At 26.5% G+C, this 14,378-nt stretch carries 13 protein-coding genes; 12 read left to right on the top strand and 1 reads right to left on the bottom strand.

Annotated elements, in window-relative coordinates:
• The first annotated feature begins 327 nt into the window (after positions 1-327).
• Positions 328-3,120: a YfhO family protein gene (locus JOC62_RS08500; RefSeq protein WP_204594837.1), complete on the top strand. Its 2,793-nt coding sequence runs from the start codon at positions 328-330 to the stop codon at positions 3,118-3,120.
• Positions 3,121-3,198: 78 nt separating this feature from the next.
• Here the strand turns inward: JOC62_RS08500 and JOC62_RS08505 are convergent, their stop codons facing one another.
• Entirely contained in the window at positions 3,199-3,807 is a 609-nt protein-coding gene (locus JOC62_RS08505; RefSeq protein WP_204594838.1) for a methyltransferase, read from the bottom strand.
• Positions 3,808-4,015: 208 nt separating this feature from the next.
• Here JOC62_RS08505 and JOC62_RS08510 point away from each other — a divergent pair, with 208 nt between their 5' ends.
• The 11 genes from JOC62_RS08510 (at position 4,016) to JOC62_RS08555 (ending at position 14,342) form a co-directional block, all read left to right on the top strand.
• Positions 4,016-4,582, top strand: a complete 567-nt coding sequence (locus JOC62_RS08510) for a sigma-70 family RNA polymerase sigma factor (RefSeq protein ID WP_204594839.1) — start codon at positions 4,016-4,018, stop codon at positions 4,580-4,582.
• Positions 4,579-5,955 carry a DUF4179 domain-containing protein gene (locus JOC62_RS08515; RefSeq protein ID WP_204594840.1) on the top strand — a complete coding sequence of 459 codons (1,377 nt, stop codon included), beginning with the start codon at positions 4,579-4,581 and terminating at the stop codon, positions 5,953-5,955. Before JOC62_RS08510 ends, JOC62_RS08515 begins: the two co-directional genes overlap by 4 nt.
• Before the next feature lie 69 nt (positions 5,956-6,024).
• A complete protein-coding gene (locus JOC62_RS19340; protein ID WP_279381514.1) occupies positions 6,025-6,150 on the top strand; it encodes a CPC_1213 family protein in 126 nt (41 codons plus the stop codon).
• Between the two features lie 202 nt (positions 6,151-6,352).
• A complete protein-coding gene (locus JOC62_RS08520) occupies positions 6,353-6,856 on the top strand; it encodes a PH domain-containing protein (protein ID WP_204594841.1) in 504 nt (167 codons plus the stop codon).
• Positions 6,857-6,858: 2 nt separating this feature from the next.
• Positions 6,859-8,352, top strand: coding sequence for a PH domain-containing protein (locus JOC62_RS19425; RefSeq protein WP_204594842.1), 1,494 nt, complete (start codon positions 6,859-6,861; stop codon positions 8,350-8,352).
• A 135-nt stretch (positions 8,353-8,487) separates the two neighbouring features.
• On the top strand, positions 8,488-10,410 hold the full coding sequence (locus JOC62_RS08530; RefSeq protein ID WP_204594843.1) for a PrkA family serine protein kinase: 1,923 nt from the start codon (positions 8,488-8,490) through the stop codon (positions 10,408-10,410).
• A 10-nt stretch (positions 10,411-10,420) separates the two neighbouring features.
• Positions 10,421-11,602 (top strand): sporulation protein YhbH, encoded by a 1,182-nt coding sequence (gene yhbH / locus JOC62_RS08535; RefSeq protein ID WP_204594844.1) that lies wholly within the window; start codon positions 10,421-10,423, stop codon positions 11,600-11,602.
• Between the two features lie 6 nt (positions 11,603-11,608).
• Positions 11,609-12,994, top strand: coding sequence for a SpoVR family protein (locus JOC62_RS08540; protein ID WP_204594845.1), 1,386 nt, complete (start codon positions 11,609-11,611; stop codon positions 12,992-12,994).
• 46 nt (positions 12,995-13,040) lie between these two features.
• Positions 13,041-13,577 (top strand): ferritin family protein, encoded by a 537-nt coding sequence (locus JOC62_RS08545; RefSeq protein ID WP_204594846.1) that lies wholly within the window; start codon positions 13,041-13,043, stop codon positions 13,575-13,577.
• An 18-nt stretch (positions 13,578-13,595) separates the two neighbouring features.
• Positions 13,596-13,844, top strand: coding sequence for a hypothetical protein (locus JOC62_RS08550; RefSeq protein ID WP_204594847.1), 249 nt, complete (start codon positions 13,596-13,598; stop codon positions 13,842-13,844).
• A 102-nt stretch (positions 13,845-13,946) separates the two neighbouring features.
• Entirely contained in the window at positions 13,947-14,342 is a 396-nt protein-coding gene (locus JOC62_RS08555; protein ID WP_204594848.1) for a hypothetical protein, read from the top strand.
• The last annotated feature ends 36 nt before the right edge of the window (positions 14,343-14,378 follow it).

A 14,378-nucleotide genomic window follows, 5' to 3' on the forward strand; every position in this document is an offset into this window, starting at 1 on the left:
TCGAAAAAAGAGCTCATAGACGCACTCAATTGATAGACCATCTTAAAGTCTCTTTCAGCCTAAGGAGACTATTCTCTGTGTAAGTTAGATATATCATACTTTTCTACTCATAGCTTTTAATGTGATTATTTAAATAATATTAAAATAAATTTGAATTTATAACCAAATTATACAAGAAAAATTTTACAAAATCAATGATATAAGTTAATATATTTTAAAAAGATTAAATGGAAATAATTGAATATATTTTAATTTTAAGTATTCAAATATATTATTTGGACACCATTATTAGATGGTATAACTTAAATAACGATGGGGGAGAAATTTATGAAAAACTTATATAGAATAAAAAAATCACCAATAACTATTTATACGATGATATTTATTATAATTTTTTCTTTATATTATATTGTATTCGTACAAGACGGTAAAACATTAATATGGAGTGGGGATGGTATTAATCAACATTTTTCTATTTTATATGATTTTAATGAAATGATTAGAAACTTTATTAAAGATCCTTCAGCTGGATTTCCAGAATGGTCATGGAATATAGCTTATGGAAGTGATGTTATAGGAGCATACTCTTATTATGTTATAGGGGATCTCTTTTCATATTTATCATTATTATTTCCACTTAATAAATTAGAGCTTGCATATAATTTACTAATAGTACTTAGATTATATTGCACTGGATTAGCTTTTATTTATTACAGCAAAAGAATGAGATTTTCAAATTATGGGAGTATTTTAGGAAGTATTTCATATGCTTTTTCAGGATTTATATTAATGTCAGCAATTAGACATCCATATTTTATAAATCCATTAATAATTTTGCCTATTATTTTTATCTGTATAGAGAATATATTAGAAAATAAGAAAAAATACTTATTTTCAATCATTGTTGCCGTATCAATGATTTCTAATTTTTATTTTTCATATATGATTGCAATTATAAGTATAATATATGCTTTTTTAAGATACATTGAGATAGGAAAGATACGAGGTGTAAAATTTAGAAAGTATTTTGGAAGCTTATTTATCTATTTTTCTATAGGGATTTTAATATCTTGTATTATTTTACTTCCAACACTATATTCAATAGTTACATCATCTAGAATTTCATCTGATAATTCACAGGGAACAATATTACTTTATCCAATTGGATATTATATTAATTTATTATACTCATCTATATCAAGTGGAAGTTATGCATTTTGGACAGTTCTTACACTACCAATATTGACCTTTATTTTACTTCCTGTATTTATTAAGATGAGAAAAAGATATAAAACATATTTTTATATGACTATTATTTTTTCTATAATGATTTTAATACCCTTTTTTGGATCAATGATGAATGGATTTTCATCTATATCAAATAGATGGACATTTGTATTTACATTTCTTTCAAGTGTAATAATAGCAGTAGGTTTTGATAACCTAAAGGAAATAAGTAAGAAGGGGATGCTTATTAGTATATTTATACTTTTATCTTTTGTAGGACTTGGAGTTTTAAATATATTATTTAAAAAGGTTAGTAATAATGTATTTCCTAGTATTTTTTTAGGTATTATAACAGTCATATTTATTTTTTATTATATGAAGGCATTAAAAAATAATATATCAAAAAGCAATAGAACTACGTTTATAATTTTATTAACATTACTTTCCTTAAATATAGTATTTAATAATTATTATAGATACAGTCCTTCAGGAAATAATTATATTAAAGAGTTTTTAAGTAGAGATAAGGCTTTCTCGTATTATGGAGATTCTTTTGATGGGGCAGAAAATTATATTAAAGAGAAGGATAAGACTTTTTATAGAATAGGAAAAGTTGATAATATATCTCGTGATAAAACTAGAAATAATTCATTTGTATTAAATTATAATGGAATAGATTCATTTTTATCAATAAATAATGGATATTTAGCTGAGTTTTCTAGATCATTAAATAACAGAGCTTTTACGCCAAATAGTCCAATAATTAATTTTGATAACAGACCTATTGTTAGCAATATAATGGGTGTTAAATACTATGTAAGTAGAAAAGATAAAGATCCAAGATTTGATCCATCAATAAAGAAAATTTATGATAAAGGAAAGTTTTCAATATATGAAAAAGAGGATGTATTACCTTTTGGATATGTCTATTCAAATATATTAGATAAAGATGTTTTTGAAGATTTAAATGGTTTGGAAAAAGAAGAATCATTAGTAAACACTGCAAGTGTTGATTCAAAATATTTAAAAAGTAATATAGATGATGTAGCAACTTCAAATTTAGAAAGTATATCTTTTGATACTGGAAATAGTACAGCAAAAATTATAGATAAAAAAATTATAATTACAGAACCTAATCAAAAAGTTATTTTAAATATCAATCCTAATGAAACTAAGGCAGGGAATTTATTTGTTAACATAAAAAATCTACAATATACAAAGCTTCCAAAAGGACTAAAAACACAAAAAGAAGTAGATAAATTTAATAATGGGAACTTTAATGATAAAATAAAGTTTATTATAAAAGGATTTTGTGAAATAAATAAAGGAGATAGCTTTCGTATAAATGCCTCATATAGGAATATGAATAAAAATTTTAATAAGCCTGACATGTTAGATGCTTCAGGATACTTTGAAATGGACGACTTAATTTATAATTTAGTATATTATAAAGATATTAAAAGTGGAGATTCTATTGTTTTAACATTTAATAAAGCGGGAGAATACAGTTATGAATCATTAGATGTGATTAATTTGCCGATTGAAAAATATAATAATCAATTTGAAAAACTTAGAGAAAATGATTTTAAAATATCAAGTATCAATGATGATAAAATAACTGGCAGAATAAATTCAGCTATAGATGGAGTACTCACTTTCCAAATGCCATATTCTAAAGGATGGAAAGTAAAAATAGATGGAGAGAAAGTGGAAGCATTTCCTGTAAATGAGGCTTTTCTAGGTGTGAATTTAAAGTCTGGTAGTCATTATGTGGAATTAGTATACAAGACTCCATTTTTAAGATTAGGTATGATATTTAGTGTTATAGGAATAGCTCTGCTAATATCTATAATTATTGTGAAAAAGAAATCTTCAAAGAAAAAAGTTATATAACTAATTAGAAAATATAGTGAATATATAAAGCTATTTAATATTAAGAAAGTCCCTTATAGTTAGTATAAGGGAGTTTTTTTAGATATAAGCTAATCTATATATAAGAAATCTTTCTCTATTATCATTATCAAAATTTTCAAGTCTAACTTCTTTAATTAGCATAAAGAATGTATAGTTCTCTAAGAAGAATATATAATCATCAGAGGGATAATAAAGTATAAGTTCAACTATTCTTTTATTTTCTTCAACAGAAACTAAAATATTTTCTAATACTTTCATAAAGATTTGAACTGAAAAAGGATTAAAGAAATAAAATTTATTATCATTAGGCTTTATTTTATACTCTTCTGCAAGACAACAATAAAAGTTTATATCTTCTAAGTTCTTTTTATGTTTACTTAAATAATTAGTTCTGTTATGTAGAGATTCTTCATAGAAGTAATGATTCATTTCTATGCCAGTAACATTTAAATCAAAGAAATAATTTATATAAAAATTAAGGCGTCCTTTTCCACATCCAAAATCTATTATGGAATCTTTATCAGTAATCTTATATTCTTTAAAAAGTTTATCTAAAGCTGAGTATTCAGTTGGTTCATACCTATTGTAATGAATTGAAGTTTCATCTAAATCTTGCTTCCCGCTTGTTTTTATATTAAGGAGAGTTTCATAGTCTTGTTCATTCATAAAGCTACCTCTTTAGTTTATTTAATTATTTTCTAATAAGAAAATCATAATAGCAATTAATTTATAAGTCAAATTATAGGTAAAATATAGTAAAAATATAAAAAAATAATTATAATGGAATTTATATGAGAGAAAAGTGTTTTTATATCGTTATATAAAGTGTAGAAGTTTTTACAATAAGCTGTAGAGTATGGGAGAAAATATAATTATGAAAATAAACGAGGGGAATTATATAAAGGAATTAAAGAGGGGAAAAGAGGATGCTTTAAATTATGTTGTCGATATATATTTACCATTAGTTAAAGGAATAACTTATAAAATATTAAATCAATTTGGTGATAATGGATTAGTGGAAGAATGTATAAATGATATATTCGTATCTATATGGAAGAATGCTAAGAAATTTGATGGAGATAAAAATAGTTTTAAAAGTTGGATTGCTAAGATAAGTAAATATAAAGCTATTGATTATTATAGAAAGAGAATAAAGCAAGTTGAGTTAAGCAAGAGTGATGTAGATCTAGGTAATAAATATTATATAGAAGATAGAATTGAATCTTTAGAAAGCAAAGAAGAATTGATAAAACTCATAAATACTTTAGAAAAGATAGATAAAGATATATTCTTGATGAAATTTTTCCAAGGAATGACCTCAAAGAAAATTGGAGAGATAAAGGGCTTATCTGAGACTGCGATTAATAACAGGATATATAGATGTAGGAAGAAATTAAAAGATAAGATAGAATGTATTAAATTAGAGGAGGCATTAAGATGAAAGATATTTATGAGTTATTAAATGATTTAGAAATAGATGAAAATGAAATTTTTGAATTAGAGAGTAATGATATAGAGAAGAAAAAAATTAAAGATAGGTTAAATAAATCTATAAAGAGAAAGTTTGCATATAAGAGATATGTTATAGTAGCACTAATTACAATGATTATCGGAATAAGTTCTCTTTTTGTAGTTAAACCTGCTTTTGCATATGATATACCTATAATAGGGGATGTGCTTAGAGAGCATATTAATAAAAATACAAATTATTTAGATTATTTTAATGTTATAGGAAAGACTAAATCAGCTGGTGGGATAGATATTACATTTGAACAGGCAGCATTAGACGATAATATGTTACTTTTAAGTTTTGTTGTAAAAAATAACAATAAAAAATTTGAAAAAGATAATCTTGACACATTTTCAGATCTATTACTTATTCCAACATCATTAAAAATAAATGGAAAAAATAGTGGTGCTGCAAGTAGAGGAAATTGGGAATTCATTGATGATAACACAATAAGGATTATAAAAGAACTTGAATGGGGAGATAAAGGAATTCCAAATAAGAGTAATATAAAAATAGAAATAGATGATGTACTAGGAGAAGAAGCAGACTTTGGTGTAGAATTTTTTATAGATAAAACAGATATATCAAATAAAACTGTAAAAAAAGAAATATCTAAAAGAATTGATGTTGGAGGAGAAGAATTTAATATAGATAAAGTAATAGCATCACCACTTACAGTTTCAGTAAGAGGAAGTACAAAAAAAAATCAAAGGACGTTGGTTGATTATATAGCTATAGATGATAAGGGAAAACCTTTAAATTGGAGAGGTGGAACAAGTTCAGGAAAGTTTTGGAGTAGAAATAAAATGTTTCATAGTACTCTATTTATAGGAAATAAAGATATGAAGAGTATAGAGTTTATACCTTTCTATAACATAAATAGAGACAGTAAAGATGAAGTTAAGTTAGAGAGCGGTAAGTTGGATTTAAATAGCAAAAATCCAATTGATATTAAGATAGATAAAAATTCAGGTATTAGAATAAATAAAACTATACTTGATAGTGAATATTTAATATTAGAATATGATGATATTTATAAGAATAATGCATATCACTATATACCAACACATAATTTATATATTAACGCTGATGGTAAAGAAATAAATGAATTAAGGGAAAGTATAGATGATAATAAGAAGGATACTGAATACATTGATTCATTATATAAAAAGTATGATATTTCCCAAAGTAATATAGGAATATTTAAGATTGGAAAAGCAAAAGAAATAGAAGTCGGAGTATATAAAAATAACAATATTAAAATATCAGAAGAAGATAGTTTTAAAGTAGATTTAACTAAATAAAAATTAAGTTAAAATATACTAGGAATAACATAGCTATAGATTGTACAAACTATTTTTGAGGTGATAGTTATGGGTGATAAAAAGAATAATAAAAAGAAGCATATAGATCATGACCCACAATCAGAAAGTTCAAAAGCAGTTTTTGGTGAACCAAAAGCTAAGGGTTACGAATTTATTCCTCGTACTTTTAAGTAAAAATAAATAGACTAATTAAATGCAATTAGGATTTAGGTTCTAATTGCATTTAATTTTATAAATTTAAAGTGTAAAAGTCTCTTAGTATCATAAGAGGCTTTAATTTTTATACTATTTGATGGTATATAAAGTAATATGAAAAATTGACCATATATATCTTTTATGATATGTTGAAAATGAATACATATAAGGGGGAGGGTACGTGGAAAATAAATTAAGCAGCAATGCAATAAAATCATGGATTATAGCACGAACTATATTCTTAGCAATATTAATAGCTATATATATAATAGTTACTTATATAGTTCCTAGATTAAATATTTCCTGGGTAAGTAATTTTGTTTCTAGCAATAACAAAATTATAAACATAATATTTTTAATTCTAATAGTTATATCAATTGTAAGTGCATTCATTGAACCATTTTTTGAGTACAAGCAATGGAGTTATAAAATTAATGAAGAAGAAATTGTTTTTCGAGAAGGAATATATTTCACTAAAAGTGTTACAATTCCAATCGTAAGAATACAACACATAGAATTAAAAGAAGGACCTATAAATAAAAACTTCAATCTTGCATCTGTAAGTATAGGAACAGCAGGCGGAAGATTTGAAATTCCTAATTTAGATAAAGATGAGGTTTTAAAGATAATAGAATTTTTAAGAGAAAAGATAAATGAGAATGTTAGAGAGGAGTTGTTTTCATAAAGGTGGAAGATAAAATAATTTCTCCTGATAATTTGGATAATGATAAGAAAATTAGAAATAATATAAGAAGCATAGTCTATAAATTTTTATCAAATATAATAAAGAATATAGTAGCTTTTATACCTATTATTATATTTGCAGGTAAATTAGCATTTATTTTGATTCCAGCGTTTATAATCTTAGAGTTAGTATATACATATCTAAATTGGCTTAATGAGTATATATTATTAAAAGAAGATGAAGTTCGGTATTGTTTTGGAATACTATCTAAAAAAATGATTATAATTCCTAGAAGTAATTTAAAATCAATGGATATTTCTAGAGGAATAGTAGATAAGTTATTAAGATATAATGCAGTAAAGATAGAAAGCCCATCAATGAATTCAGAATTTAAAGAGATAAAAATGTATCTAACAATAGATGATATAGATATTCTTAAAAAATTTGCATTCTTAGAAAAAAATATAAGTCTAGAAAAAGAAGAAATCACCAAAGTTAGATGTGATGAAATCCTTAATAAAGATATTGAAATAGAAGAAAAAAGTAATGAACTAAATATTTATAGAAAAATTATAGATAAGAAAACTCTATTTATGTATGGATTAACAAGCTTTAATATAGTAATAATTTTTATAGGATTAGCTAAAGGATATGATATCTTAGAAAACATTATAAGTAAAAGTAGAATAAGTAGCATTATTTCAAGCGTTGCACCAAAGTATTCGAATGAATTAAATATATTTTATGCTATATTTGCAATAATAGCATTGATCATTATTTTGAAAGCAATTGCAATATCATATAATATGATAAAATATTATAATTTTACTATCTCAAAGGAAAATAAAAATATAAAAATAAGTTATGGCTTAATAAGTAATAAGGAATTTTCATTTAATGAAAGTAGCGTTAAAATAATAAAACTGAAAGCAAATGTTTTAAGGCAATTGCTAAATTTATATGAGATGCAAGTTGTAATAAAAGGTTATAGCGGGAATGATGATGAGAAGATAATTCTTTGCCCATTAGGAAAAGAAGAGGATCATATTAGAATATTAAAAGATATACTTCCTGATTGGAATATTGGATTAGAAAAAGGAGAAGGGATGAAGAGGGGAAAATTTATAATAGTATTAAAGCCTATTATAAATATATTTATTATTTCAATAATAGCTTATATTATTTTAAGAAATAATTATGTTTTTATAATAAATTTATTTATTATATTTACAATTCCATCTTCAATACTTAAAGGGAAAAATATGAATTTAAGAATCAAAAATGATAAAATTAGGGCAGCCAATGGAGGCTTTTTTAAGAAGATAAATATATTAAATAAAAGAGATATACAAGCAGTTGAATTTAAAACTACACCATTTCAAAAAAGGTATGGGTTAGGTAAGATAAAAATTCACTATTATAGTGAGATTGGTGAAGAGATAAATCTTATTTTTATGGAAAATTACTTGGTAGATAAATTGATAAAAACAAAATAGTTTACATTATAAAATTTAAGGTATTACAGTATTGTAAAGAGTAAGAATTAGAAATTTAATATTTCTAATTCTTTTTTTTTGTCATAGATTAGGTATTTCATTGAATATATTTTAATTAAAGGGAGGGAGTGTAATATGAATTTTAAAGAATTTATTCAAAGCGATAGAGAGAGTAGAGAAAAGGAAAAGTTTAACGGTAGCTTCTTAGATTATTTAGAAATAGTCAAAGAAAATCCTAGTATTGCAAAGCTATCTCATAAGAGACTTTATGATACTATCATAAAAGATGGTGTTGAAGTATTAAAAGGAGAAGATAATTATAGGGTAAAAAGGATATATGGAAATGACATTATAAGAGAATATGGATTCTTTAAAGATAATTTCTTTGGTATTGATAAAGTATTAATGAAATTGGTGAATTATTTCCATTCAGCTGCAATGCAAGGTGAGGAAGCTAGACAAGTACTTTATCTGGTTGGTCCTGTTGGTGCTGGTAAGTCATCACTTGTTGAATCATTAAAGAAAGCTTTAGAAAGCTGTGAGCCAATTTATAGTATTAAAGGATGCCCAATGCATGAAGAACCACTTCATTTAATTCCTAAGCATTTAAGACCAGAGTTTGAAGAACTTTTAGGTGTTAAGATAGAAGGTGATCTTTGTCCTGTATGTAAGTATAGATTATTACACGAATATGGTGGAAGATATGAAGAGATTCCTATAGAGAAAAAAGGTTTCTCTATTAGATCAAGAAAAGGAATTGGAGTTGTGCCACCAGTTGATCCAAATAATCAAGATACATCTATTCTTACTGGATCAATTGATATTTCAAAAATGGATATGTATCCAGAAGATGATCCAAGAATATTCTCATTAAATGGAGCATTTAATGTTGGTAATAGAGGAATGGTTGAATTTATAGAAGTATTCAAAAATGATGTTGAATATCTTCATACAATTATTACAGCAACACAAGAAAAATCAGTTCCATCACCAGGTAAGGGTTCAATGATTTATTTTGATGGAGTAATTGTTGCCCACTCAAATGAAGCAGAATGGAATAAGTTTAAGGCAGATCATACTAATGAAGCTATACTAGATAGAATTGTTAAAATAGAAGTGCCATATTGTTTAGAGCTTGATGAAGAAGTGAAAATTTATCAAAAAATATTAAAGAAGAGTAGTTTTAATGCCCATATTGCACCGCATACAATTGATATAGCTGCAATGTTTGCTATTTTATCAAGACTTACAGCATCAAACAAAGTAGATCCAATTACTAAGCTTAAGATATATAATGGAGAAGAAATTGTTGAAAAAGGTTCAACTAAGAGAATTGATATAAGTGAGCTTAGAGAAGAAGCCGGTTCATATGAAGGTATGAAGGGTATTTCAACAAGATTCATAATAAAAGCTATTGATAATGCTCTTTCAAATTCAGAGCATAATTGTATAAATCCACTTAGTATTATGGAAAGCATAATAAAATCTGTTAAGGAAATGGATATTGGTTCAGATGATAAGAAGAGATATCTAGGATTTATTCAAGATACAATAAGAAAAGAGTATAACAAGATTTTAGAAAAAGAAATTACTAAAGCCTTTATACATTCATTTAGAGAGCAAGCTGAAAGTTTATTCAATAACTACATTGATAATGCAGAAGCTTTTGTAAATAAGAGCAAAATAAAAGATACTTCAACTGGAGAAGAATTAAATCCAGATGAAGAATTTATGAGAAGTATAGAAGAACAAATAGGAGTTTCAGAATCATCAGCTAAAGGATTTAGAGCAGATGTTACATCTTATATGTTCTACTTAGTTAGAAATGGTGGAACAATGGATTACACATCTTATGAGCCTATAAAAGAAGCAATTGAAAAGAAACTTATTGCATCAGTTAAGGATCTTTCAAGAATAGTTACAAAATCAAGAGTTAGAGATAAAGAGCAAACTGAAAAATATAATGCTATGGTAGAAGAAATGCAAAGAAATGGTTATTGTCTACATTGCTGTGATGTAATATTAAAGTATGCTGCTAATAATCTTTGGAAGGATTAATTAAAAGCTTATGGCAATCTTTAGAGATAATACAATAAATCCAGTAGATCATGATAGATCTATTGAAGATAGAAGAAGGCATAGGCAATTAGTAGAAAAATCCATTAAAGAGAATTTAGGAGATATTTTATCAGAAGAGAGCATTATTGGAGAAGGTAAAAATAAAAAGTTTAAAATTCCTATAAGAGGGATTAAAGAATATCAGTTTGTTTATGGAAGGAATTCCAAAGGGGTTGCAACAGGGACTGGAGAAGAGAAACGTGGGGATAAGATAGGTTCTGGAAGGCCAGGACAAGGAAAAGGTAATAAGGGAGCAGGTAATTCAGAAGGTGATGATATCTATGATACAGAAATAACATTAGATGAATTACTTGATTATATTGCAGAGGATTTAGATCTTCCAAATTTAGATAGAAAAAAATATTCTGAGATAATATCAGAAAGTGCAGGTAGAAGAAGTGGATATCAAAGATATGGTATAAGGCCAAGACTTGCAAAAAAGAAAACTGTTATGTCTAAAATTGCAAGAAAGCAAGGTAAGAAGCGTGCATTACTTGAAGCTGGAGCAGGAAAAGAAGACATTAAAATTGAAAGATTCCCATTTAGAGAAGATGATTTAAGATTTTATAGAGTTAAGCAAAAGCCAAAGAGAGAAAGTAATGCTGTAATGATATTTATAATGGATGTATCAGGTTCAATGGATAGTACAAAGAAATACCTTGCAAGGTCCTTCTTCTTTGTATTATCAAGATTCTTAAGAAGAAAATATAATAATTTAGCCTTTGAATTTATATCTCATACAACAGTTGCAAAGAGAGTTAGTGAATATGAATTTTTCCATAAAGCAGAATCAGGAGGAACTTATATATCAAGTGGTCTTAATGTTGCTTTAGATGTAATAAAAGAGCATTATCCAAAGGATATGTGGAATATTTATCCCGTATATGCAAGTGATGGTGATAACTGGACTGAGGATAATGAAAAGGCAATGCAAGCAGTTAAAGATTTATGCGGAATTAGTAATATGTTTGGGTATGCAGAGTTACTTCCATCAACATATTCAACAACAATGTACTATAGATTTAAGAAGGAAATAAAAGAAGATAACTTTATTCCTGTTATAGTTAAAGAAAAGAAAGATTTATGGGAAGCATTAAAGCTTATGCTTAGCAAGGAGATGAAGGAGGAGTAGATTGTTTTGGAATACAATTTAAAAGATTTAGAAATCTGGAATGAAAGAATAGAAGAAAAAGCCAAAGCTCTAGGATTAAACTACTATCCTCAAGAATTCGAGGTGATAGGCTTTAATGAAATGATAGGATATGAGGCCTATGTTGGAATGCCATCAAAATATCCTCATTGGAGTTATGGAAAATCTTATGAAAAAAATAAAACTCTATATTCGTTAAATTTAACAGGTCTACCTTATGAGATGGTAATAAATTGTAACCCTTGTTTAGCTTATTTAATGAAGGATAATACTTTATTACTTCAGATATTAACAATGGCTCATGTTTATGGTCATAATGATTTCTTTAAAAATAATAGATTATTTAAAGGAGGAACAAATGCAGATAGAGCTCTTGAAATGTTTAAATTAGACTCAGAAATAATAAGAGGATATATAAACAATCCTACCATAGGGTATGAGAAGGTTGAAAAGATTTTAGATGCAGCCCATGCTATAAGATATAGTATAGGTAGAAGTATTGGAGTAAAAGAGTTAAATGATGAAGAAATAAGAGAAAGAAGAATAGAAGATTATAAAAATAAAATAGTAAATAGAGATTTTTTAGATAGAGATGAAGAGATAGAACCACCAGAAGTAGATAAGATACCATTAGAACCTAGAGATGATGTAGTTGGATTTATAATAAAGTATGGGAAGTTAGAAGAGTGGGAAAAGAATATACTAAGAATAGTTAAGAGAGAGACAGAGTATTTCATTCCTCAAATAGAAACAAAGACTATGAATGAAGGATGGGCATGTTTCTGTCATTATAACATTTTAAAAAGTCTTGGATTATCAGAAGATCTTTATCTTGAATTCTTAAAGAGGCATAATGATGTAGTATCGCCTATACCTGGAGGACTTAATCCATATTATATTGGATTTAAAATATTTATGGATTTAGATAAAAGGTATGGTAGAGAAAAGATATTTGAAGTTAGGGCATTAGAAAGAGATGCTTCTTTTATAAGAAGATATTTAACCAAAGAACTTTGTGAGGAACTTAATTTATTCCAATATGGAAAGAGAAGTTTTGATTTTGTGGTAGAAGAAGTATCTGATGATAGGGGCTGGGAAAGTATTAGAGATAATTTATCATTCTCATCAGGAATTGGGGGAATACCTCATATAAGAGTTATAGATTTAAATAAGAAAGATTATACTTTAACTTTAGAACATGTATATGATGGAAGAGAATTAGAATTATCTTATGCAAAAGAAACATTAAGGTATTTAGGAAAGCTTTGGGGATATAAAGTTAGATTAAATACAACAGATAGAAATGGAGAAAGCTTTACTTTATTATGTGATAATGGAAAAGTTGCCATCTCTGAAGGTAACAAAATACGCTAGATAAGAATAAATTAAAAATATAACAAGTATTACTTAGGAGTATAAAGTGAAATTAGAGGGAAGCAAAACAGAAAAAAATCTTTACAAAACTTTTTCAGGCGAATCCAGAGCAAGAGGTAAATATAATCTTTATGCAGAAAAAGCAAGGGAAGAAGGATACAGGTGGGTTGGAGAAATATTTGATGAAACAGCAGCAAATGAATATGCCCATTCAAGAGAGGCTTTTAAAAGATATCTTGGTAAAGTAAACAGTACTGAGGATAACTTAGTAAATTCCGCTTACTTTGAAAATGAAGAAAGTAAAAGTATTTATAAAGAATTCGAAAAGGTTGCTATGGAGGAAGGTTTTGAAGAAATAGCACAATTCTATAAAGAATTACAAGAGGTTGAGGAATCTCATAAAAAGAGATTTTTAACTCTTTGTGAAAAAATAAGGACTGATACCATGTTTAAATCAAATACGGAAACCTACTGGCAATGTATGAATTGTGGGTATATTCATGAGGGTATGGAGGCTCCTGCAATATGTCCACTATGTAAGTATGAAAGATCTTACTTTAAACCATACTGTAAAGTTAAGTAGACTAGGAGGAAAACATGTATGTATTATAGATATCCGGAAGGAGACTTCTTTTTTGAGGTCAATGTAAGAGAAGATTTAGAATTTGATGAATTTATAGAATTAGACATGTGTTATAGAAATAAAAAAGAAAAATGCAAAGATGGATGTAAGAGCAATAAAAGCTGTAGCTGTGAAAAGATTATGCATTCTAATAAAGAATATCCTATAGATTTTGCAAAATGGATAAAGACAGATGATGAGTATTCGGAAGAAATGACTTGTAAATGAAAAGATAACTGGTACTTTTGATAGTGCCAGTTGTTTTTTGTAATAAAAGAATATAGGAATTAATATTATTAAATATAATAATTTATTTTAGAAGGTATTATTATGAATGAAAAAGTAATGACGTCTCATTATGATGATTTAGTAAAGCTTACTAATTTGCTTAGTTCATATGTAAATTCATATAGACTTCTTGTTGCAGGTGCATCAGAACTTAACACTATATATGGTAGAAAATCTAGGGAAGTACAAAAAGCTATAGATAGGGCTGATGATATTGGTGGAGAAATAGATGAATTAATTAAGGTGATAGACTTATATCAAGATAGTTATCTAAATTATAGTAAGCTTAAAAATGAAATAGTATCAATAAACTATAAAAACGGAAAGATTAAAGAGGAAATTAAAGGTGTAATACAAACAGAGATAGATAAAGAACTTAAGTTTTTTAATCAACCACTACCTAATCAATCATCACCTATAAGAGATGAGGATGATTAAAAAAATATCCCAGACTAGACTTAGCCTGGGATATGA

It is taken from the genome of Clostridium sardiniense (genome assembly GCF_016907995.1).
Classification (GTDB): domain Bacteria; phylum Bacillota; class Clostridia; order Clostridiales; family Clostridiaceae; genus Clostridium; species Clostridium sardiniense.